The sequence below is a fragment of the Pseudonocardia sp. ICBG601 genome (assembly GCF_020496245.1).
Genome location: NZ_JAHLJA010000022.1, coordinates 112,787 through 134,786 on the forward strand (window position 1 = coordinate 112,787; position 22,000 = coordinate 134,786).

General features: G+C 72.1%; 21 protein-coding genes and 4 pseudogenes. 14 read left to right on the forward strand and 11 right to left on the reverse strand.

The genetic code is table 11. The features are described 5' to 3' along the window. Positions 1-655: 655 nt before the first annotated feature. Positions 656-1,420 carry a transposase family protein gene (locus tag KPL57_RS08580; protein ID WP_226350834.1) on the reverse strand — a complete coding sequence of 255 codons (765 nt, stop codon included), beginning with the start codon at positions 1,418-1,420 and terminating at the stop codon, positions 656-658. 583 nt (positions 1,421-2,003) lie between these two features. Here KPL57_RS08580 and KPL57_RS08585 point away from each other — a divergent pair. From KPL57_RS08585 to KPL57_RS08595, 3 genes and pseudogenes are all read left to right on the forward strand, one after another. Further along, positions 2,004-2,765, forward strand: a pseudogene (locus tag KPL57_RS08585) (SDR family NAD(P)-dependent oxidoreductase). Then, a complete protein-coding gene (gene pyrE, locus KPL57_RS08590) occupies positions 2,762-3,322 on the forward strand; it encodes an orotate phosphoribosyltransferase (RefSeq protein WP_020625733.1) in 561 nt (186 codons plus the stop codon). Before KPL57_RS08585 ends, pyrE begins: the two are co-directional and overlap by 4 nt. Beyond that, positions 3,319-3,966, forward strand: coding sequence for an RNA methyltransferase (locus tag KPL57_RS08595; RefSeq protein ID WP_226351171.1), 648 nt, complete (start codon positions 3,319-3,321; stop codon positions 3,964-3,966). Before pyrE ends, KPL57_RS08595 begins: the two co-directional genes overlap by 4 nt. Positions 3,967-4,013: 47 nt before the next feature. On the opposite strand, the gene KPL57_RS69490 is transcribed toward KPL57_RS08595, so the two are convergent. The 3 genes from KPL57_RS69490 to KPL57_RS08610 form a co-directional block, all read right to left on the reverse strand. After that, positions 4,014-5,036 (reverse strand): VTT domain-containing protein, encoded by a 1,023-nt coding sequence (locus tag KPL57_RS69490; RefSeq protein ID WP_308187912.1) that lies wholly within the window; start codon positions 5,034-5,036, stop codon positions 4,014-4,016. 69 nt (positions 5,037-5,105) lie between these two features. Continuing rightward, positions 5,106-5,450: a hypothetical protein gene (locus KPL57_RS08605; RefSeq protein ID WP_226351172.1), complete on the reverse strand. Its 345-nt coding sequence runs from the start codon at positions 5,448-5,450 to the stop codon at positions 5,106-5,108. Continuing rightward, a complete protein-coding gene (locus KPL57_RS08610; RefSeq protein WP_226351188.1) occupies positions 5,447-6,136 on the reverse strand; it encodes an RNA polymerase sigma factor in 690 nt (229 codons plus the stop codon). The genes KPL57_RS08605 and KPL57_RS08610 overlap by 4 nt, the downstream gene beginning before the upstream one ends. Before the next feature lie 224 nt (positions 6,137-6,360). Here KPL57_RS08610 and fbaA point away from each other — a divergent pair, with 224 nt between their 5' ends. The 5 genes from fbaA to KPL57_RS08635 all read left to right on the forward strand — a co-directional run bounded on the left by fbaA (position 6,361) and on the right by KPL57_RS08635 (position 10,217). Beyond that, a complete protein-coding gene (gene fbaA, locus KPL57_RS08615; RefSeq protein WP_075309450.1) occupies positions 6,361-7,389 on the forward strand; it encodes a class II fructose-bisphosphate aldolase in 1,029 nt (342 codons plus the stop codon). A gap of 71 nt (positions 7,390-7,460) precedes the next feature. Next, positions 7,461-7,874, forward strand: coding sequence for a DUF3151 domain-containing protein (locus KPL57_RS08620; protein WP_020623386.1), 414 nt, complete (start codon positions 7,461-7,463; stop codon positions 7,872-7,874). Positions 7,875-7,879: 5 nt separating this feature from the next. Beyond that, the gene (locus tag KPL57_RS08625) at positions 7,880-9,019 is read left to right on the forward strand and encodes an aromatic acid exporter family protein (RefSeq protein WP_226351173.1); all 1,140 of its coding nucleotides are present in this window, start codon (positions 7,880-7,882) and stop codon (positions 9,017-9,019) included. Between the two features lie 119 nt (positions 9,020-9,138). Beyond that, positions 9,139-9,816 (forward strand): 1-acyl-sn-glycerol-3-phosphate acyltransferase, encoded by a 678-nt coding sequence (locus KPL57_RS08630; protein ID WP_226351174.1) that lies wholly within the window; start codon positions 9,139-9,141, stop codon positions 9,814-9,816. Between the two features lie 74 nt (positions 9,817-9,890). Beyond that, complete coding sequence (locus KPL57_RS08635; RefSeq protein ID WP_226351175.1) at positions 9,891-10,217, forward strand: DUF3558 domain-containing protein; 327 nt, start codon at positions 9,891-9,893, stop codon at positions 10,215-10,217. 7 nt (positions 10,218-10,224) lie between these two features. On the opposite strand, the gene KPL57_RS08640 is transcribed toward KPL57_RS08635, so the two are convergent. Next, positions 10,225-11,520, reverse strand: coding sequence for an IS256 family transposase (locus tag KPL57_RS08640; RefSeq protein WP_226351176.1), 1,296 nt, complete (start codon positions 11,518-11,520; stop codon positions 10,225-10,227). A gap of 159 nt (positions 11,521-11,679) precedes the next feature. Between KPL57_RS08640 and KPL57_RS08645 the strand changes: the two genes are divergently transcribed. From KPL57_RS08645 to KPL57_RS08655, 3 genes are all read left to right on the forward strand, one after another. Continuing rightward, complete coding sequence (locus KPL57_RS08645; RefSeq protein ID WP_226351177.1) at positions 11,680-11,865, forward strand: hypothetical protein; 186 nt, start codon at positions 11,680-11,682, stop codon at positions 11,863-11,865. 72 nt (positions 11,866-11,937) lie between these two features. Continuing rightward, positions 11,938-12,315, forward strand: coding sequence for a PE domain-containing protein (locus tag KPL57_RS08650; RefSeq protein ID WP_226351178.1), 378 nt, complete (start codon positions 11,938-11,940; stop codon positions 12,313-12,315). 10 nt (positions 12,316-12,325) lie between these two features. After that, on the forward strand, positions 12,326-13,744 hold the full coding sequence (locus KPL57_RS08655; protein WP_226351179.1) for a WXG100 family type VII secretion target: 1,419 nt from the start codon (positions 12,326-12,328) through the stop codon (positions 13,742-13,744). Here the strand turns inward: KPL57_RS08655 and KPL57_RS08660 are convergent, their stop codons facing one another. Further along, the gene (locus tag KPL57_RS08660; RefSeq protein ID WP_226351180.1) at positions 13,745-14,326 is read right to left on the reverse strand and encodes a hypothetical protein; all 582 of its coding nucleotides are present in this window, start codon (positions 14,324-14,326) and stop codon (positions 13,745-13,747) included. A 204-nt stretch (positions 14,327-14,530) separates the two neighbouring features. Between KPL57_RS08660 and KPL57_RS08665 the strand changes: the two genes are divergently transcribed. Continuing rightward, positions 14,531-15,805 (forward strand): adenylosuccinate synthase, encoded by a 1,275-nt coding sequence (locus tag KPL57_RS08665; protein ID WP_075309460.1) that lies wholly within the window; start codon positions 14,531-14,533, stop codon positions 15,803-15,805. Positions 15,806-15,903: 98 nt separating this feature from the next. Here the strand turns inward: KPL57_RS08665 and KPL57_RS08670 are convergent. From KPL57_RS08670 to nth, 5 genes and pseudogenes are all read right to left on the reverse strand, one after another. Beyond that, a pseudogene (locus KPL57_RS08670) lies at positions 15,904-17,108 on the reverse strand (MFS transporter). A 71-nt stretch (positions 17,109-17,179) separates the two neighbouring features. Beyond that, positions 17,180-18,380: pseudogene (locus KPL57_RS08675) on the reverse strand (MarP family serine protease). Positions 18,381-18,382: 2 nt separating this feature from the next. Further along, a complete protein-coding gene (locus KPL57_RS08680; RefSeq protein ID WP_020628215.1) occupies positions 18,383-19,129 on the reverse strand; it encodes a CoA pyrophosphatase in 747 nt (248 codons plus the stop codon). Continuing rightward, the gene (locus KPL57_RS08685; RefSeq protein ID WP_226351181.1) at positions 19,126-19,710 is read right to left on the reverse strand and encodes a TlpA disulfide reductase family protein; all 585 of its coding nucleotides are present in this window, start codon (positions 19,708-19,710) and stop codon (positions 19,126-19,128) included. Before KPL57_RS08685 ends, KPL57_RS08680 begins: the two co-directional genes overlap by 4 nt. Before the next feature lie 79 nt (positions 19,711-19,789). Beyond that, positions 19,790-20,520, reverse strand: a pseudogene (gene nth / locus KPL57_RS08690) (endonuclease III). A gap of 352 nt (positions 20,521-20,872) precedes the next feature. Here nth and KPL57_RS08695 point away from each other — a divergent pair. Beyond that, a complete protein-coding gene (locus KPL57_RS08695; protein WP_043282623.1) occupies positions 20,873-21,121 on the forward strand; it encodes a hypothetical protein in 249 nt (82 codons plus the stop codon). 163 nt (positions 21,122-21,284) lie between these two features. Next, complete coding sequence (locus tag KPL57_RS08700; protein ID WP_020628211.1) at positions 21,285-21,959, forward strand: Crp/Fnr family transcriptional regulator; 675 nt, start codon at positions 21,285-21,287, stop codon at positions 21,957-21,959. Positions 21,960-22,000 lie beyond the last annotated feature (41 nt).

A 22,000-nucleotide genomic window follows, 5' to 3' on the forward strand; every position in this document is an offset into this window, starting at 1 on the left:
CGTTTCGATGACCATGGACTCTCCGTCAAGTTAGCTCGACTTCAGCGACAAGGACAGTTCCTCCGCCGTAAAATCGCTCGTCTTGAACAGCTTATTCCTCAAGCCTCGATACCCACGCGACAGCGCCTTGAGGGAAGATGTCTGCGCTGCAGGCAGAAATGCTCTCCTGTGGGCAGAAACGGGCACGCATCAATCGAGATTTAGCTTATCTGGCCGCGCAGTATGTCACGGTAATCGCCCGAGCCTCCGGTGCATCGATCATTGCACTGGAAGATCTTGCCACTCTAGAGGCCCGAGGGTTGGGTAAAGATGTCAACAACACAGTAGCTCAATCAGCGCGTCGCGTCGCCGCAAACGCGATCGAACACATCGCGACCCGCGATGGTCTCACTGTCGTGGATGTCCCACCCCGAGGAACATCGGCAAATTGCCCAACATGTGATAACCTCGTTAGTCGACCAGGGGGATACCACAGCGCAGGCATGCGCCACGTGCATGTTTACGGTCAATCGAGATGACGTCGGCGCGGTGAACACTGCGAAACGCGCATTAGCTGCCGAGCGGGTTACGCGGCGCCGAGGATCTCAGCGTCAACGGGTAACCCGGCAACAACACAGGCCAGTCATCCGGTGCCGGGAGGCTTATTCAGGCTCCGTCAGGTAAGTGCGTAGAAGATGAGTCCGATGACTGCCGAGATCGTCGTTTTAAATGTGGCGTAGGGTCGGCGGTAGTCTGTGTGGAGAACTTTCCACGACTTGATATGGGCGATGACTCGCTCGATGGTGGCGCGTGTGCGGTTGAGGCTCTTGTTGAATGTTTTCTGCCAGTCGAGAAGTTCCCGGCCGGGTTGTTTTTTGAACGGGGTGAGCATGCCGCGCCCGATGTAGCCTTTATCGCCGATCGGTGGGTATGTGGCGAGGTGGTCGAGGGCGCCGGATTGGTCGAGGCAATGTAGGTCGTGTCGGGAGCCTGGGGTCGGGTCGGAGATCCACGACAGCTGCCCTTCCAGGGTGGCTGCGACCTGGACGACGACGCCGGTGGTGCGATGCTTGCCCGACCACAGACCTGGTACGGCGGTCCATGACCAGCAGGGCAGCAGGGTTCCGTCGATGATGTACTGCCGATCGGCACGAAGCTCCTCCGCAGTCGGAACTACACTCCGCAGCGCCTGCGCCAGCAACGGTGTCACCCCCGCGATCGCTCGACTGACCGTCGACTGCGACACCCCGTAGGTTTCCGCCAACTCCCACTGCACACGATTCCCGCGCAGATACGCCAACGTGATCACCACCGACCAGAACAATCCCAGAATCGGCGGCCAAGGCCGTCGCAGGCCAGTCGCGTTCCGCTGATCCTGCTCATGCACCAGAGCGGCAAGATCCTGAATCTCATCACGCCGAAAGCCAGTGGTATAGTACATACTGCGACAGCCCATTCATCTCGGATTGATTCGACAAACCAATCTTCGCGATGGACGGGCTGTCGCCCAACCCGACACGCCGGGCTAGATCGTTATTTCACGGGCCCTGAATAAGCCTCCGGGATAAAACAACTCCCACTCCCAAGCGACGGCGACACCGCAGAGTTCGCCGCACTACACCAGCCACAACGCCGACGATCACCCGCGCTGAAGCGTCGCCGCGGGGCACGGACCAGAAGAAGCAAGTCACCCTGACCTGCCGAAACACCCGTGTGACTACCGATCACTCACACCGACAGACATCCACTCGGGTGTCCATAAGTGTCAGAGATCCGTAGACGCCGTGCGGCCCGTCGGAGGAGCCGGGGGGAGCGGCGGGATCGACCGGCCGCTGGATCGGCAGCGCCTCGGACGTCATGGCCTCGACGGTAAAGGCTTCGTGGTGCACCGGCACGCGAGAGCGGCCGGTCTCACGCAGGTCGCCGGACACCCGTGTCGTGCGGGTCACACCGGGCCCGTCGGCCACCGTCGCGCCTGCGCCGGTCGGGTGCGGACGCACTAGGCTCTCCGCGTGCCCTCCGTCATGATCACGGGCGCGTCGTCGGGGATCGGTGCCGCGTTCGCCGATCGGCTCGCCGCCGACGGCCGCGACCTCGTGCTCGTGGCGCGCGACGCCGACCGCCTCCAGGCCGCCGCGCAGCGCTACCGCGACCTCGGCGTGGTCGTCGAGGTGCTGCCGGCCGACCTGTCGGAACCGGACCAGCGGGCCCGCGTCGTGCGCCGCCTCGCCGATCCCGACCTCGCCCCGGTCGACCTGCTCGTCAACAACGCCGGGCTCGCGCTGGGCTCGTCGTTCCTGGACAACGACGCCGCCGACCTGGCCCGGCAGCTGCAGGTCAACGTGGCCGCCGTGCTGGAGCTGACCCGGGCCGTGCTGCCCGGAATGGTCGACCGCGGCACCGGCGCGGTGCTGAACGTCGCCAGCGTCGCGGGCTTCCTGGCCGGGCGCGGCTCCACCTACGCGGGCCGACAAGGCGTGGGTCATCTCCTTCACCGAGGGCGTCGCCGCGTCGCTGCAGGGCACCGGGGTGCGCGCGATGGTGCTGTGCCCCGGCTACGTGCGCACCGAGTTCCACGAGCGCGCGGGCATCGACGTCGGCGCCCGCCGCGGCCCGCTGTGGCTAGAGGCCTCCCAGGTCGTCGACGAGGCGCTCGCCGACCTCGGCCGGGGCCGGGTCGTCTCGGTGCCCTCCCGGCAGTACAAGGCGATCGTGGGGCGACCGGGGTGCTGCCCCGGGGCCTGCTGCGACGCATCACGGCGACGTTCGACAGGGATCGCACATGAGCTCCGCACACACCGATCGTTCCCGGCTGGCCGCGCTGGTCCGGGAGATCGCCGTCGTCCACGAGCGGGTCACGCTCTCCTCCGGCGCGGAGGCCGACTACTACATCGACCTGCGCCGCGTCACGCTGCACCACGAGGCGGCCCCGCTGATCGGGCGGCTGCTGCGCGAGCTCACCGCGGACTGGACCTACCGGTCGGTGGGTGGGCTGACACTCGGCGCGGACCCGGTCGCGACGGCGGTGCTGCACGCGGCGGCGGCCGAGCCGGACACCGACCCGGTCGACGCGTTCGTCGTCCGCAAGGAGACCAAGAAGCACGGGATGCAGCGGCTCATCGAGGGCCCGGACATCGCCGGTCTCCCGGTGCTGGTCGTCGAGGACACCTCCACCACCGGCGGCTCGGTCCTGACCGCGGTCCGGTCGGTGCTGGCGGCCGGCGCCGACGTCGTCGGCGTGTGCACGGTCGTCGACCGCGACACCGGCGCCCGGGAGGCGGTCGAGGCGGAGGGCGTGCCGTACCGCGCGCTGCTGGGGCTGGCGGACCTGCAGCTGGGATGAGCGAGCCAGGGCCCAGCGAGTGGTCGGTCCCCGGCCAGGTCGGTGTAGGCCCGTGGGCCGGGCCGTGGCCCGACGGCGACCACTGGGACCCGGAGCTGCTGGAGCAGGGGGACCGGCGCAACGTCGTCGACCGCTACCGCTACTGGCGTCGTGAGGCGGTCGCGGCGGACCTGGCGCGCCGGGCGCACCCGTTCCACGTGGCGATCGAGAACCTCGGCCACGACCACAACATCGGCACGGTGGTGCGCACGGCGAACGCCTTCGGCGTCGCCGGCGTGCACATCGTCGGACGACGGCGGTGGAACCGTCGCGGCGCGATGGTCACCGACCGCTACCTGCGGCTGCACTACCACGCCGCCGCCGGCGGGCTCGTCGCGTTCGCCAGGGAGCACGGTCTGGCCGTGGTCGCGGTGGACAACGTCGCGGGGGCGGCCCGGCTGGAGCGGCCGTCGCTGCCGCGGGACTGCGTGCTGGTGTTCGGCGCCGAGGGCCCGGGACTCTCCCCGGAGCTGTGCGACGCCGCGGACCTGGTCGTGTCGATCGCCCAGTTCGGCTCGACGCGCTCGGTCAACGCCGGCGTGGCGTCCGGCATCGTGATGCACAGCTGGATCCGCGAGCACGCGGACCTGTCCGACGCCTGGTGATCAGCACGTTTCCGCCCCGCCGGGGGCGGAAACGTGCCGGTCGACGCTCAGCCGCCCGCGCGGGGTGGCATCGCGGGGCGGCCGGTGGTGTGGCGGTACGGCGGCTCGGTGCCGTCCTGGGGACGGGGCCCGGCGCCGGGCCGGGGCGCGGGCCCGCCGTGCTGCGGGGCGCGACCGCTCTGCGAGGCGTGACCACTCTGCGGGGCGTGACCACTCTGCGGTGCGCGACCGGGCCGCGGTGCGTACGGGGCCTGACCGTCCCGGGGCTGCCCGTGCTGCGGTGCCGGGCCGTTCCCGACGGCGGGCATCTGCATGGTGACCGCGGCCGGGTCGTCGTCGGCGCTGTGGCCGGTGACGGTGGCGGCGGCAGCACCGGCCGCGGCGCCCGCGACGCCGTCGACCGGGCCGGCGGGACCCCCGCGCTTCGACGCGGCCCGCGCCCGCAGCACCTCGAACACGATCGGCAGCACCGAGACCAGCACGATCGCGACCAGGATCAGGTCGATGTGCTCACGGACGAAGGTGAACTGGCCGAGGAAGTAGCCCAGCACCGTCACGCCCGCCGCCCAGGCGACGCCGCCGATCAGCGAGTACGTCAGGTACCGCTTCGGGTCCATCCGCGCGACGCCCGCGCTGACGGTGATGAAGGTCCGCACGATCGGCACGAACCGACCCAGGACGATGGCCCGGTTGCCGTACTTCTCGAAGAACTCGTGGGTCTTCTCGACGTGCTTGGGGTTGAACAGCTTCGACTTGGGCTTGTCGAAGATCGCCGGGCCGGCGCGGTAGCCGATCCCGTAGCCGACGGCGTTGCCGGCGAAAGCCGAGACCACCAGCACCAGGCTGACCAGCCACAGCGGGACGTCGATCGCGCCCTGCGCCACGAACAGGCCCGCGGTGAACAGCAGCGAGTCGCCCGGGAGGAAGAACCCGAGCAGGAGCCCGCACTCCGCGAAGATGATCGCGGCGACGCCCACCAGGGCCCACGGGCCCAGGGACTCGATGATCACCGCCGGGTCGAGCCAGTCGGGACCGAGGGCGAGCGTCTGCGTCGCGGCGAGAACCGTCACGTCGAGAAACGGTACTGGCCGGGTGACGGGGGCCGACGTCGCCGTCGCTGTGGAGGTGCTGTGAGCGGTTCAGCCGAGGGCGGGCAGCGCACCCGGCAGGAGCACCGAGACCAGCGCGAGACCCCCGCCGAGCAGGGCACCGAGGAGCAGCGCGATCACAGCGGCCCAGACGATCTGGCCGGTCGCCGAACGGGCGGGCGCCGGCGCCGGGGTCTGCTGCGGCCGGCGCTGCGGGGGCGGCGCGGGACGCGGGACCGGCGGCGGGATCCGGCCGGGAACGCGCGGTGGCACGGGGGCCGGTCCCGCCGCGGGACGCCGCGGCATCGGGCGCCCGCGGGCCTGGGCCTGGAGCGCCTCGCCGATCCGGCGGGCGGCGTCGTCGCGGCCGGGCTGCGGCGGCTGGGGGCCGGTCATCGCAGCTCTCCCGGACGCCGGACGGCCTCGGTCCCGGCGCGCTCGGCCATGATCCGGGCGACGGCGTCGAGCGCGCGGCTGGCGGTGGACTTCACCGTGCCGCGGCTCATCCCGGCGGCCTCGGAGATCTCGGACTCGGTCAGCCCGCCGTAGTAGCGCAGGACGAGGACCTCGCGCTGGCGCGGCGGGAGCTGGGCCAGCGCGTCGACGACCGACTGGTGCTCGGCCGACAGCATGGCCAGCGACTCCGCCGAGCGGGCGTTCGCCGCGTGCGGGGGCACGTACTCGCGCGCCGTGCGACGGCGCCGCAGCACCGAGCGCGACCCGTTCACCACGGCCGCGCGCAGGTAGGCGACGGCAGCGGTCTCGTCCCGCAGCCCGGACCAGTGCCGGTGCAGGCCGGTGAACGCCTCCTGCACCACGTCCTCCGCGGTGGCCGGGATGTCCACCAGCAGCATCGCGAGGCGCATGAGCCGCAGCCGGTGGTCGCGGTAGAGGTCGGCCAGGGTCAGCGGCGTGTCCGGCCCCTGCCGGGCTCCGGATCCACCCGGCCCGTCGACCGGGTCGGGCGCCGTGCCCGGGGCGAACTGATGCGGCCCGGTGCCCTCGGGCGCCGGTCGGCTGTCGATGGCGCGCAACCGGCCCAGCGTCCGGTCGACGGCGTTCTCGGCGCGCTCCTCCTCCACGACCACCACCCTAGCGACCACCACCGACAGCCTTCGCAGCATTACCCGGTGCAGCAGTCTCACGCAGCAGTGTCACCCGTTGCGGCGGTCGGCGACGTCGTCCGCGGTGAGACCAGGCCCATCACCGACGATGGCTCCCCCTTCGCCGTGGGTACGTGATACTCACCCGGAGACAAGGAGCGCTGCGCGGAGCAGCGACCGCCGACGACGAGGAGGCAGGCCCCGTGCCCATCGCCACGCCCGAGATCTACAACCAGATGCTGGACAACGCCAAGAGCGGCGAGTTCGCCTACCCGGCGATCAACGTGACCAGCACCGAGACCCTCAACGCGGCGCTGCGCGGGTTCGCGGAGGCGGGCTCCGACGGCATCGTGCAGGTCTCGACCGGTGGTGCGGAGTTCCTGTCCGGCACCCGGGTGAAGGACATGGTCACCGGTTCGGTCGGGCTCGCCGAGTTCGCGCACGTCGTCGCGGACAAGTACCCGGTCAACATCGCGCTGCACACCGACCACTGCCCCAAGGACAAGCTGGACTCGTTCGTGCGTCCGCTGATCGCGATCAGCCAGGAGCGCGTGGACAAGGGGCAGAACCCGCTGTTCCAGTCGCACATGTGGGACGGCTCCGCGGTCGAGCTCGAGGAGAACCTGAAGATCGCGGCCGAGCTCCTGGAGCAGGCGGCCAAGGCGAAGATCATCCTCGAGGTCGAGATCGGCGTCGTCGGCGGTGAGGAGGACGGCGTCGCGAACGACATCAACGACAAGCTCTACACCGCCCCCGGCGACTACGAGCGCACCGTCGACGTCCTCGGTGCCGGCGACAAGGGCCGCTACCTGCTGGCCGCGACCTTCGGCAACGTGCACGGCGTCTACAAGCCGGGCAACGTGAAGCTCCGCCCGGAGATCCTCAAGCAGGGCCAGGAGGTGGCCGTGCAGAAGCTGGGCCTCGACGCCGGCGCCAAGCCGTTCGACCTGGTCTTCCACGGAGGCTCCGGCTCGCTGCTCGAGGAGATCCACGAGGCGCTGACCTACGGCGTCGTGAAGATGAACGTCGACACCGACACCCAGTACGCCTTCACTCGGCCGATCGTGTCGCACATGTTCGAGAACTACGACGGCGTGCTCAAGATCGACGGCGAGGTCGGCAACAAGAAGGTCTACGACCCGCGGTCGTACCTGAAGAAGGCCGAGGTCGGGATGAGCGAGCGCGTCATCGAGGCCTGCGAGTCGCTGAAGTCGGCGGGCAAGGCTCTCTGAGCCCTGGTCCGGATCCTCATCGCGTGCCCACCGGTTGGCGACGACCGGTGGGCACGCGCCAGGATGGCGCCATGAGTCTGCACGGCAACCTGCTCGAGCCCGACGACACGCGTCTCCCGGTCGACCCCGCGGCGGCGGACCTGGCGGCGGGCAAGGACCCGTCGGAGGTGGCGGCGGGGTCGCCGTCGTCGTCGATCGCCTGGGCGGTGCTCGCCGAGCGCGCCCTCGACGCCGGCGAGACCGTGGCCGCGTACGCCTACGCCCGCACCGGTTACCACCGTGGCCTGGACCAGCTGCGCCGCAACGGCTGGAAGGGCTTCGGCCCGGTCCCGTGGTCGCACGAGCCGAACCAGGGCTTCCTGCGGTCCTGCGGGGCGCTGCTGCGCGCCGCCACGGCGATCGGGGAGGCCCCCGAGGTCGAGCGGCTGCGCACGCTGATCTCCGACTCGGACCCGGAGGCGCTCGCCGCCCTCGGCGTGTCCTGACGCCCGTGGCCGCGTGGGATCGGGTCCGCTCACGTGGCCGGGCCGGCGCCCGGCGCGTCCGCGCGTCGTGGCTGCCGATCCTGCAGTGCTCCATGGCCGCCGGGCTCGCCCTCTGGGTGGCCGGTGACCTGGTCGGTCACACGCGGCCGTTCTTCGCGCCGATCGCGGCCGTGCTCAGCCTGGGCATGTCGCTCAACTCGCGGCTGCGCCGCGCCGCCGAGCTCGTCGTCGGGGTGAGCATCGGGGTGCTGGTCGGTGACCTGCTGATCGCGCGGATCGGCAGCGGCCTCTGGCAGCTGGTGCTCGTCGTCGCGCTCGCGCTGGTCGTCGCGGTCTTCACCGACGGCGGCACATTGTTCGTCAACCAGGCCGCGGTCTCCGCGGTGCTGGTGACGACGCTACTCCCGCCCACCGAGACCGGCGGGATCGACCGCTGCATCGACGCACTGATCGGTGGGCTCGCCGGGATCCTGGTGGCCGCGGTCATCCCCGCGCACCCGGTCCGGATCGTGCGCCGGGTCGCCCGCCGGGTGCTCGACGACCTCGTCACCGTGCTCACCGAGACCGCGACGGCGCTGCGCGAGGGCGACCGGGAGAACGCGTCGCGGGCGCTGGCCCGGGCCCGCGACACCCAGGCCGTCATCGACGAGCTGCGCACCGCCGTCAGCTCCGCGGGCGAGGTCGTGACGGTCTCGCCGATGCACCGGCCGCGCCGGGCCATGCTGCGCCGCTACCGGACCCTCGCCGAACGGGCCGACTACGCCCACCGCAACGCCCGGGTGCTCGCCCGGCGCGCGATGACCGCGATCGAGGACGGCGAACCGGTCCCGCCCGGTCTGCCGGACGCCATCACCGAGCTGGCCGCCGCCGTCGAGGCGCTGATCGGGGAGCTCGGGCAGGACGGCGACCGGGAGAAGGCCCGCGGCCCGATCCTGGAGGCCGTGCAGCACGCGCCGGTCCTCGCCGACCCGGGTGCGGTCGTCGTGCGGCCGGCGGAGGGTCAGACGGCGCCCGCGGGGTCGGCGGCGGTGCTCGTCGCGCAGGTCCGTTCGATCGCGATCGATCTGCTGCAGGCGACCGGGCTGACCCGCAGCGAGGCGTTGCGGGCCCTGCGGGCCCAGTTCGCCGATCCTGACGTGGACTGAACGGGCTGCGGGCTTCCGTCACCGGTCGGTCACGGAGCAGAATCGGGCGTCGTTCGGCGCCGGGACGTCGGGTCCCCCTGCACGGAGTTGTGGACGTCGCTCATCGATCGGGGTTCACGGTGCAGCTGTTCATCCGCTACGTCCTCGCGCCACTCGTCCGGCTCGTGTGGCGGCCCCGCGTGCGCGGGGCGGACCGCATCCCGGCCACCGGGCCGGTGATCCTCGCGGCGAACCACCGCGCGGCCGTCGACACGGCGTTCATCCCGCTCGTCGCCCCGCGCAAGGTCGCCTTCCTCGGCAAGGCCGAGTACTTCACCGGTCGTGGCCTGCGCGGACGCCTGATGGCGGCGTTCCTGGGAGCGCTCGGCTACATCCCGGTCGACCGGGCCAACGCCCGTGCCGGCCTCGCCGCACTCGCGGCCGGACGCGAGGTCCTGGAGCGCGGCGGTGCGTTCGGCATCTACCCGGAGGGCACCCGCTCCCTTGACGGCAAGCTGCACCGCGGGCACACCGGCGTCGCGTCGCTCGCCCTGTCTACGGGAGCCGTCGTCGTGCCCGTCGGCCTGATCGGGACCGAGCGCGTGCAGCCGATCGGACGGCTGTTCCCGCGCCTGGCCCGCGTCGAGATCCGCTTCGGGCGGCCGTTGGAGTTCAGCCGCTACGACGGGCTGGAGGGCGCGCCGGCGATCCGGCGCGCGGTCACCGACGAGATCATGGACGCCATCGCGGACCTCTCGGAGCAGACCTATGTGGACAGCTACCACCGGCGTCCGGACGACTCGGCGGCCGCGGCCTGACCGGAACGGGCCCGGGGACGACGGCGGCGGGCTAGCCTGCTGCGGTCCTGTTCCTGTCCGGGGGAGCGTCGCTGGTGGTCCGACTCGTTCTCGTCCTGCTGGTGGTGTGCGGGGTGGTCGTGGGGTGTGGGAGTGCGGAGCCGGAGGGGCCGTTCCCGAAGAGGCCGGCGGAGATCGATGTGGCGAACGTCGACCCCTGTGTGGCGATGACCCCCGAGCTTCGACAACGCTTCGGTGTCGAGGGCGATGAGCCCTCGGTTGTTGCCCTCGCGGACGGTCCGAGTCGTGTGTGCGGGTGGGGCAACAACGACTCCGTCGACAACTACTCTGTGCAGACTATCCAGACGCCCGCCACTAAAGTCGCGACGGCGCGACGAGCAATCGTCAAGACCTGTGGATGAAGATCTTTTAGGCGGCTTCGGTGTGGGTGTGGGCATCGGGTCGTTCGACGAGGCGGCCGGCGTCGAATCGGGCTCCGGCTCGGACGAGGGCGACCAGGTGCGGTCCGTTCACGGCGCGCCATCGGTTCTGGGCGGCCTCGATGAGCTTGAACGCCATCGCCAGTCCGGCCGCGCGTGACCCGGGCCCGCGGGTGACCCGGGTGCGGTGGCGGACCGTCGCGAACGTGGACTCGATCGGGTTCGTGGTGCGTAGGTGTTGCCAGTGTTCGGCGGGGAAGTCGTAGAAGGCGAGCAGTTCGTCGAGGTCGTCACCGATCTTCGTGACGGCCTTGCCGAACTTCGCCCGGTAGGCGGCCTCGAAGCGGGCCACGGCGTCGAGGGCTCTGCGGTCGAGGGCTCTGCGCTTGTCCTCGGCGTTCCAGATCTCGGTCAGCGCCTTCTTCGCCCCCGGATGCGCTGACTTCGGCAGCGCGGCAAGGACATTGGCGGTCTTGTGGACCCAGCAGCGCTGCTCGCGGGTCTGCGGGAACACCTCGCGCAGCGCGCCCCAGAACCCGAGCGCGCCGTCAGCGACCGCGAGCACGGGTGCTCGCATGCCGCGCCGCGCGCAGTCGCGCAGCAGATCGGCCCAGGACTCGCTCGACTCGCGGTAGCCATCGGTCAGGGCGACGAGTTCCTTGCCGCCGTCCGCGCGGACTCCGATGAGCACGAGTAGGCACAGCTTGTGTTCCTCGAGGCGGATGTTGACGTGGATCCCGTCGGCCCACAGGTAGACGTAGTCCACACCGGACAGGTCTCGGCGGGAGAAGGTCTGCTGTTCGGTCTTCCAGGTCTCGGTCAGTCTGGTGACCATCGACGCCGACAGGCCCGCGGTGGAGCCGAGGAACTGCCCGAGCGCGGGCACGAAGTCCCCGGTCGAGAGTCCGTGCAGATACAGCAGCGGTAACACCTCGGTGATCTTCGGAGTGCGGCGGCACCATCGCGGCAGGATCGCCGAGGAGAACCTGCAGCGGTGCCCGGTCTCGGGATCGATGCGGCGGTCGTCGACCCGCGGGGCGACAACCTCGACCGCGCCGGCCGAGGTGAGGACCTCGCGGGGCTGGTGGGTGCCGTTGCGGACCACGAGCCGCCGGCCGTGCTCGTCGCGCTCCTCAGCGTGGCGGGCGATGTAGTCATCGACCTCGGCCTGCAACGCCTCGGCCAGCATCCGGCGGGCGCCTTCGCGGACCAGGTCGTCGATCAGCGAGCCGCCGCCCCGGCGGGGTTCATCGGTGTCAGCAGCTCCAGGAACTACGGTGAGCACGGGTCGTACCCTTCCGGCCGGCGTTGACCCGCCGGCCTTGCTTCAGAGCCTCAAGATCACCGGGAGGGTACGGCCCCTCCAGGTCATCCACAGGTCTCAAGCATTGCTCCGGCGCGAGGTGCCACGGTCACAGTCATCGACGGATACGGAGCCGTCCGGATGGTCGAGAGTGAGGACACGGCGCCGCTATGCACCTTGTATCTCGACGCGGCCGACAACGCCAGCGTTCGGGTCCAGATTCAGGATTTCGGGTATGACGAGCTGACACGTGGATCGTCGGATGACGTATGCCGGCGAGCCGAGATGCTCGCGCAGAGCTACCTGGAGGCCGCTCGTTCTCGATGACGGCGTTCGCGCCTGCGAACCTACTTGACCAATTCGGCGTCGTGGCCTGCCAGCCGACATAGCCTCGACAGCATGCGGACCTCCGCCCATGAGCCTCGGAACTCAGCCAGCGATTCACTGATGCTCCAGGTCGATGTAGAGAACGTCATGGCTGTGTACCAGCGGCTGGACGAGCAGGTTCGAGCGCTGAGGACGAAGCGACACGATGTGTTGAACCTGAAGAATGTTCCTCCCTGCGCGGAGGACCCCGTCTCCCTCGACGCGGTGACTGTCTTCCAACCGAAGATCGACTCTATTACGAAGATCCACGCGGAGTACGTCACCGAGATTGCGGAGGCCCGTGACCGGTTGAAGAGGGCTGCCCAGGAGTACGGCCTGATCGAGGACGAGAACACGGCGACCCTGAAATCCACCGCTCCCCCGTACAACGGCCCGCTGCTCGAGCGTTAGGGACCCGACCGTGCCTCTCCCCCGCTGCTACAACTACGAAGCCTTCGACATCGCCACGAAGTCGGCATGGATCCTCGGCAAACCGGGCGCCGAGGCGACCCGGCAGACAGCGGACAGCCTGCGTTCCCTCGTCGACGACATGGCGGCGACCAAGCAGACCCTCGACCGCGGCATGGCCGACCTCGGCATCTCGTGGCAGGGCCCCGCCGCCCAGGCGGCCCAGGAATCCCTGGACCGCACCGCGACCGGCGTCGACGGCACCGCGACCGTCGCCCAGAACGGCGCCGACCGCATGCTCGACCACGGCAGCGCGTTCGAGCGCATGCGCGGTCAGGTCCGGTTCATGGACCCGGCCGAGTTCTCGTGGATCCAGCGCGCGGGCGACAACATCAGCGAGGCCTGGCAGTCCCTCCAGGGCCGGGGCACCGACCACGTCACCATCGCCGAGCACAACCAGATCAACGACGAGATCGCGAACCGCGCGCTCCAGCAGTACGAGTCCGAGACCTCGGCCATCGACGACCGCTTCACCACCGAGGCCGCCGTCGCGCCCCCGGCCGGGTCGACCCCGGGTGCGACGTCCGGGGGCGGCGGAGCGTCGGGGCCGCACCCCGGCGTCTCCGTCGGCGCGAACGTCCCCGTCGCTGCGGGCAGCGGCTCCGCCGCCGTGCCGGGACCGGCCGGGATCGGGCTTCCCCCGGGCGGTTCGGCGCCCCCCGGCCCGCCGGTCGGCGGGGCAGGCGGAGCCCTCGGGGGCGGGCCGGGTGGCAGTCTCGGACCGGCTGCCGGACCCGCGGCCGGACCCGGTGGCGGGCCCTCGCCCGTCGTCCCGCTGCCGAACGGACCGGCGCCGGGCACCGGTGGAGGGGGTGTCCCGGCCCCGGGTTTCCGCACCCCGCCCGCATCGGACCGCACGCGGATCCCGACCCGGGCCCCGATGCTGGACGCCGCCCGTACCCGCGAGGACCTGGCACGCCGGTTCGGCGACCAGGCCCGGCGGCAGCAGCTCGTCCGGCCCGTCACGGAGCCCCGACCCGGCGGGACCGGCTCCTACGGCGGCGGCACCGGATCGGGCCGCGGCGGCTACGGCTCCCCGTTCGGCGATTCCCGCGGCGCCGCGCGGCTGCCGGGGGCGTCGGCCGAGCCGCAATCTCCGGGGAGCCGTGTGGGGCCCGGGACGGCGTGGGGCACCGAGCCCCGTACCACCGGCCCGCGGAGCGGCGGTGCGACCGAACAGTGGACCGGCACCCGGGCGGCGGAGGCACGGGGTGGCGCCGCCGGCTACGGCCCGATGACCGGTGGCGTCCCGGGAGGTCGTGCGGACGGGCAGGACCACCGCAACCGCTACGTCGTCCCCACCGACGAGGTGTTCGACGTCGGTGTCACCGCGACCGACGCCGTCCTCGCCCCCGAGGACCCCGGCCGCTGATCAGCCCGGCAGCACCGGTCGCCACGGCTCGGTGTGCTTGTACCAGGCCCAGCGCTTGATCTCCCGCGGGTGCGGGACGCCGTCCCGGACGGGCGTCGCACCCGTCGTCCCGATCTGGATCGCCCGCCCGGTCGCTCCGGTCACCCCACGCCCCGCACGCACCTGGACTCCCTCCGGCCCTGCGTCGACGACGAGCCTCTTCACGCGGCCGTGCAGCACCCGCGTCGCATCGCAGTAGGCCTCGCCGTAGAGGTCGGGGATCTCCCCGCGGCCGGCGAGGACGCCGCCGTTGTCGTCGCGCACCAGCGGCATCTCGCGGGCGGCGCCGGACCGGGCCAGGGCGACGGCGTCGTCGAACCGGGTCGGGAGTCCCCAGTTCGCGGCGGCGCGGGCCCGGCGCGACACCGGCAGGTAGGCGACCTCGGTGTCGAGGGCGTCGCGCCGCAGCAACCGGACCAGGACGGCGGCGAGGTCGGCGTCGTCACCGTGCACGATGAGCCGCCGCGCCGGGAGGAGGGCGTCGACCTCCGCTTTCCCGGGGCGCGGACCCACGGTGACCGAACGCACCGCGGGATCGGACACCAGCGACGACGGTGGGCGTTCCCGCCGCGCGCCGGGCCGGATACCGTGGAAGGGAAGACGGTGACGCCGCTGCGGCAGGCAGTCGAGGAGCACCGCTTCGGGATCGGTCGGAACCACTGATCGAGTACCCTCCTCGCCGCGGAAACCGGAAATCACGCCCGGGTCCGCGACCGTGACGAGCGTGTGTGAACTGGAGTCTCTTACATGCCCGCAATCGTGTTGATCGGCGCCCAGTGGGGCGACGAGGGCAAGGGCAAGGCGACGGACCTGCTGGGCGGACAGTTCGGCTGGGTCGTCCGCTACCAGGGCGGCAACAACGCCGGCCACACCGTCGTCACGCCGGACGGTCGCGACTTCGCGCTGAAGCTCATCCCGTCCGGGATCCTGTCCCCGGGCGTGAAGAACGTGATCGGCAACGGGGTCGTCGTGAACCCCGAGGCGCTGATCGAGGAGAAGGCGGGCCTGGAGCGGCGCGGCGTCGACACCTCCGGCCTGCTGATCTCGGCCGACTCGCACCTGATCATGCCGTACCACGTGGCGATCGACCGCGTCACCGAGCGCTACCTGGGCAAGGCCAAGATCGGCACCACCGGTCGCGGCATCGGCCCGGCGTACCAGGACAAGGTCGCCCGGGTCGGCGTCCGCGCCGCGGACCTGCTGGACGAGAAGATCCTGCACCAGAAGGTCGAGGCCGCGCTCGAGCTGAAGAACCAGATCCTGGTCAAGGTCTACAACCGGCGCGCGCTGGACTTCAACGAGGTCGTCGACACCGTCCTGGAGCAGTCGAAGGAGTTCGCCGACAAGATCGTCGACACCCGGCTGCTCCTGAACGAGGCCCTGGAGCGCGGCGAGACACTGCTGCTGGAGGGGTCGCAGGGCACCCTGCTCGACGTCGACCACGGCACCTACCCCTTCGTGACCAGCTCGAACCCGACCGCGGGCGGCGCGTCGGTCGGGTCCGGCATCGGCCCGAACAAGATCACCCGCGTGATCGGGATCCTGAAGGCCTACACCACCCGCGTCGGCTCCGGCCCGTTCCCGACCGAGCTGCACGACGAGATGGGCGAGTTCCTCCGCAAGACCGGCGGCGAGGTCGGTGTGAACACCGGCCGTGCGCGGCGCTGCGGCTGGTTCGACGCCGTCATCGGGCGCTACGCGGTGCGGGTCAACGGCATCACCGACCTCTTCCTCACCAAGCTGGACGTGCTGTCCGGGCTGGAGTCGGTGCCGATCTGCGTCGGCTACGAGGTCGACGGCCACCGCGTCGACGAGATGCCGATGACCCAGACCGGCTTCCACCACGCCGTCCCGGTCTACGAGGAGATGCCCGGCTGGGTCGAGGACCTGTCCGCCGCCCGCACCTGGGAGGACCTGCCGGCCACCGCCCAGGCCTACGTGGCGCGGATCGAGGAGCTCACCGGCGCGCCGGTGTCCGCGATCGGCGTCGGCCCCGGGCGGGACCAGACGATCACCCGCTGAGCCGGCACACCGGCCGTCCGGGCCCCATGGGGTCCGGGCTGCCGCTGCCGTCCCGCGTTTCCCCCCGGCCGTGTCCGCCGGGCCGGGGACGGTTTCGCCTACACGCCGTCGCCCTGACGCCGTCGCTCCTCGCGGACCGGGGTGACCAGCACCGCGGCCAGCGGCGCGACCGCGGCGATCGCGAAGGCCGCCGCGTAGCCGGTCGTGCCGACCAGCAGCCCCAGGGCCGCCGGCACGACCGAGGCGACGGCGTTCTGCCCGGTGTTCTGCACACCCAGAGCACGCCCGGACCAGGCCGGGCCGGCGATCTCGGCGGTGCTGGTGAACGCCAGGCCGTTCGGGGCGACGGTGACGACCGCCCCGACGGCCAGCATCGTCACCGCCAGCCACCCGGCGACGGCGTCGCCGAGGGCGAACAGCAGCAGCACCAGGGTCGCGGCCACCGCGACCTGGCGCATCGGGCGCAGCCGCGACCCGACCCGGTCCGACCAGACCCCGGTCGCGATCCGCCCGGCCGCGCCGGCGACCTGGCGCACGCGACGAAGGCGCCCGCCGCGGCGACGTGCCAGCCCTGCTCCCGGACCAGGTACTCGGTGCCGAACGCCGACACCGCGAACTGCGAGACGACCAGCAGCGCGCTGGCGCCGTGCACCCGCCACAGCACGGACGTCCGGTACGGGGGAACGCTCCGGCTCCGCACCGGCAGGCCGCTGCGGTCGGGGCGGATCCGGGGCCAGCGTCAGCACCAGCACCGCCGCGACCAGGCACAGCACCGCGGGCAGCGCCAGCGCCCGGAACGGCCCGACGGCCGCGCCGAGCGTCGGCAGGGTCAGGCCGGCCAGCGCGACCCCCAGCGGCTGCGAGGTCTGCCGGATGCCCATCGCGGTCCCGCGCTCGTGGACGGCGAACCACCCCATCACCATCCGGCCGCTGGCGGCGAACACCGACGCGGCCCCGCCCCGCCGAGCCCGAGCAGCACCAGCAGCGCCGGGCCCGGCCCGAGCGGGAGCAGTGCGGCCGCCCCGACGGCCAGCGCGCACAGCACGAGCCCGATCGTCATCACGCCGCGTTCACCGGACCGGTCCGCGGCCGCCCCCCACAGGACGAGGGTGCACAGCAGGCCCACCGTCGGGGCCCCGACGTAGGCACCGGCCTGCGCCAGCGTCAGCCCGGCCGAGTCGCGCAGCAGCGGCACCACGAACGGCAGCCCGTAGACGAACGAGCAGGCCGCCGTCTGCGCGAACACCCCCACCGTGAGCACCAGCCAGCGACGCCGGGTGCGGGTCACGTCGACGGAGGTCATGTACCCACGCTAAGCATCCGTCCCACGATCCGGCCATTCCCTCCCGGATCGTGGAACGACGTGGGGTGGGGTCAGGAGGCGCAGTTCCCGGTGTCGGCGGGGGACGACGCGCCGCTCGCCGCCACGTTCAACGCCTGGCCGACCTGCTCGGCGGTCAGTACGAAACCGGTCTCGGTGTCGTCCAGCGGCGCCGAACACGACGCCGACCACCCGCCCGTCGGGGGTGATCATCGGACCGCCGGAGTTCCCGGAGCGCACCACCGCGCGGACGGTGTAGACGTCGCGCAGCACGCTGCCCTGCTCGTAGATGTCCGGTCCGCGGAGCCGGATCCGCTCGCGGATCTTGCCGGGGGTGACCGTGTACGGGCCGTCCAGCGGGTAGCCCAGGATGATCACGTCGTCGTCGCCGACGGCGGCCGGGTCCGGGCTGAACTGCAGCGGCTGCTCGTCGAGGTCGGGCACGTCGAGCACGGCCACGTCGACCTCGGGGTCGTAGTAGACGACCTGGGCGTCGAGCTGGCGGGTCCGTCCGCTGGACGTCGTCACCTCGACGGTGGTGCTGGAGGTCCCGGCGACGACGTGGGCGTTGGTCATCACCCGCTGCGGGGCGACGACGAACCCGGTCCCCTCCAGCGCGCGACGGCAGGACGGGGCGCGCCCGCGCACCTTCAGCACCCGGTCGCGGACCTCGGTGACCACCGGCGACTGCGCGAGCGCGGAGTCCGGCGGGCCGACCGCGGCGACCGGTGTCCGCGAGAACGGGCTGACGACGTCGGGGAAGCCGGAGTCGTCGAGGAGCTGGCGCAGCTCGGCGGGGAGCTTGCGTGCCGCGTCCGGCATCACGTCGTCCACCCCGGCGAGCACCCGCGAGTCGCGCAGGCCGCTGGTCAGGGTGGAGAAGCTCGTCGAGGACAGCGGCAGCGCGATCAGCCAGGCCGCCACCACCACCGCGACCGCCTGCACGCCGGCGCCCAGCGTGGAGTCGACCTTCAGGGTGCCCTCGCCGCGGATCCGGTCGCGGATGAACCGTCCGAGATAGACGCCCGTCGCCTCACCGAGCGCGACGAGCAGCACCACCACACCGATCCCGAGCAGCACCTTCCCCTGCTGGGACTCCACCTGCCCGGCCAGCAACGGGGCGAGCCGCAGCCCCAGCACCGCGCCGGTCAGCACGCCGGCGAACGACAGCAGCGCCACCGCGACCCCGTGCCGCCAGCCGGACGCCGCGGCCAGCAGAGCGAGGATCACGACGACGACGTCGACCCAGCTGATGCTCACCGGTCCACCACGCCGTGGTCGTCCACCCGGACTCCTTCCGGTTCGTGCCGCCGGGCCCGGGCCCAGGCGTCGTCGAGATCGAGGACCCGGCCGGCGTCCCACGGACGCTCCCAACCGGACCGCTGCAGCAGCGCGGACAGCAGGCCCGCGGTGAAACCCCAGACCATCAGGCCCGCGGCGTCGAAGGCGGGGCCGGTGTGCCCCCTGGGGCCGCGCACGGTGAACCGGTTCGCCGGGTCGGTCAGGACCGCCACCGGGACCCGGACGACCCGGGCGACCTCGGCGGCGTCGACCACCCGCACCGGCGACGGCGACGCCCAGTGCGCCAGCACCGGGGTCACCAGGAAGCCGGTGGGCGGGATGAACAGGTCGGGCAGGACGGCCAGCGGCACGACCCCCGACGGGTCCAGCCCGGTCTCCTCCCGGGCCTCCCGCAGGGCGGCGTGCACCGGGCCGGTGTCGGTCGGGTCGAGCCTGCCGCCGGGGAAGGCGACCTGCCCGGCGTGCGAGCGCAGCGTCGCCGCGCGCTCGGTGAGCAGCACGTCCGGTCCCCCGGACTCCGCGTCGGTGAACAGCATCAGCACCGAGGCCCGGCGCGGTTCGCCGCTGTCGGGCGGTAGGCGTCGCCACCCGAACCAGGCCGGGTCCAGGCCCAGCGCCCCGTCGACGAGCGGGCGCAGCGACGCCGGCGTCGCCGCGGGGTCGGGCTCGGGCACCCGCGGAATGTCCGCGTGCGCGGTCACCGGAACCGCTCCACGGCGGCCGCGACGTCGTCGGCGGTCCGGAACGGGACGGGCGGGTCCACCATCGCGACGCCGCCGTCGGCGCGGGTCACGTAGCTGACCGGCAGCAGCGGCGGGGTGTCCAGCGCGCGGCGCACGGCCCGCTGCGGGTCGGTCACGGCCGGCAGGGTGACCCCCAGCTGCGCGGACAGGGTCAGCGCGGCCACCGGGTCGTCCTGCACGTCGACGGTGAGCACCGGCAGTGCGCCGGGCCGCTGCGCGTAGGCCTGCAGTGCGGGCAGCTCCTCGCGGCACGGCACGCACCACGACGCCCAGAAGTTGACCAGCGTCGGACGCCCGGCCAGGGCGGCCCAGGTCGGTGCGGCCGTCGGCGCCCAGGCACGGCACGGTGATCCCGGCGAGCGGACCGGCCGGTGTCGCGCCGGACGGGACGGGCAGGGGGCCAGCCGGGCCGAGGAACCCGCGGCGGCCAGCGCCTGCGGGTCCGCGGCGGCGAGGTCGGTCTCGGGCCGGTCGCCGGGGCCGCGCTCGCCGCGGGATCGCTGCCGGCGCCCCCGCCCGTGGTGGATCCCGAGGGCCACAGCGCCCAGACCGCGATCGCCACCAGGACGACGACGACCACGGTCGACACGATCTCGGAGCGGGAGGCGCCTGTCCTGGTCACCGGCCGTCCCCGGAGGGCCCCGCGATCCCCGCGAGTGCGAGCAGATGGTCCCGTTCCGGCCCCTTGACCAGCGCCGCGGCCTCGCCCGGATCGGTGGGCCGAGGCCGAAGGCGGGGCAGTCCGCCGCGAGCGTGCAGGCGCCGCAGGCCGGTTTGCGTGAGTGGCAGACCCGGCGCCCGTGGAAGATCACGTGGTGGGACACGATCGTCCAGTCCCGGCGCGGGACGAGCTCGCCGATCGCGTGCTCGACCTTGACCGGGTCCTCCTCGGTCGTCCAGCCCCAGCGGCGCACCAGGCGTCCGAAGTGGGTGTCGACGGTGATCCCGGGGACGCCGAACGCGTTGCCGAGGATGACGTTCGCGGTCTTGCGCCCGATGCCCGGCAGCTTCACCAGCTCGTCCAGCGTCGACGGCAGCTCCCCGCCGTGCCGCTCGACGACGGCGGCCCCGAGCCCGATCAGTGACGTCGCCTTGTTCCGGTAGAAGCCGGTGGAGCGGATCAGCTCCTCGAGCTCGGTCCGGTCGGCGCCGGCGTAGTCCGCGGCGGTGGGGTACCGGGCGAACAGTGCCGGGGTGACCTGGTTGACCCGCTCGTCGGTGCACTGCGCGGACAGGATCGTCGCGACGGCGAGATCGAGCGGGGTGGTGAAGTCCAGCTCGCAGTGCGCGTGCGGGTAGGCCTCGGCCAACGCCCGCAGGATGCGGTTGACCCGGCGTGCTCGCCCGATCGGGCTCTCCCCGGCCGCGACGCGCGCGGCCAGACCGGCTGCGGCGCGGGGGGTGGGCCGCGACGCCCGCGACGTCCGTCCGGCGGAGGTGCTCACGTGACCGAGCGTACGGGTGGGCACCGACAGTCGTGTCACGGTGTCGCGCTGTGCACCGCTCGTCGCCGCGCGCGGTCCGGTTCGCGTCGGAGCGTGGTCGACCGTCCGGCGCGGCGACGCGTCCGACGAGCGGCGCCCGCCCCCGGTCGGGTGTGCGCCGAACGGGCTACGAGGTCACGAACGCGTCACGAAGCCTCCGACGCGACCACCCCCGACCGGCCGGGCTCCGAACCCGTACGAGAGGATCGGAGTCGCCATGACTGCCTGGTTGAGCGTTCTCGTCCCGCTGCTCGTGATGTTCTTCGCGCTCGGCATGGAGCGGGTGGAGTCCCGCATGCGGGAGTCCACCGTGCGCCAGGACGAGCTGGACGAGATGCTCGAACAGCCCCGGCCGGACGAGGTCCGTGCCCTGTTCCGGTCCGGCACGGGCCGCGCGCTGGAGCTGTTCCGGCTGCGCAACCGGCGCCGTCGGGGGGCTCGTCGGAGCCAGGTCCCGTCGGCCTGACAAGATCGGGTGCAGGAGGCGCTACAGCGCCCCGCGACGAATCGGACCCGATCGGATGTCAATCCGATCGGGCCAGTGGTGCGCACGTGTGTGGCGAAGACCTCTACACTGACGCGCCGACGACCCGCCGTGACGACACGGCCGGTGAACGAGGAGCATTGCAGTGGACGAGGTTCTGATCCGGGCAGGGATCTTCCAAGGTGTGGAGCCCCAGGCCGCCGAGGCGCTGGCGGAAGCTCTGGAGACTGCCGAGTTCTCCCGCGGGCAGGTCATCTTCTCCGAGGGAGAGCCCGGTGACCGCCTCTACATCGTGTCGGGTGGGAAGGTGAAGCTCGGCCGGAAGTCCCCCGACGGCCGGGAGAACCTGCTCATGGTGGCCGGTCCGTCGGACATGTTCGGCGAGCTGTCGATCTTCGACCCGGGCCCGCGCACGTCGTCGGCGACCGCGGTCACCGAGGTGCGCTGCTACACCATGGACCGCAGCGCGCTGCGCGAGTGGATCGGCAAGCGGCCGGAGATCGCCGAGCAGCTGCTGCGCGTGCTGGCCCGCCGCCTGCGCCGCACCAACAACATGCTCGCCGACCTGATCTTCACCGACGTGCCGGGCCGGGTGGCGAAGTCGCTGCTGCAGCTCGCGCGCCAGTTCGGCTCCCAGGAGTCGGGTCTGCTGCGGGTCACCCACGACCTCACGCAGGAGGAGATCGCCCAGCTCGTCGGCGCCTCCCGCGAGACCGTGAACAAGGCGCTCGCCGACTTCGCACACCGCGGCTGGCTGCGGCTGGAGGGCAAGAGCGTGCTGATCCTGGAGCCGGAGCGGCTCGCGCGACGCGCTCGCTGAATTCTCTGGTACGGACGTCCCAGAACATGTGATCCTGGGGC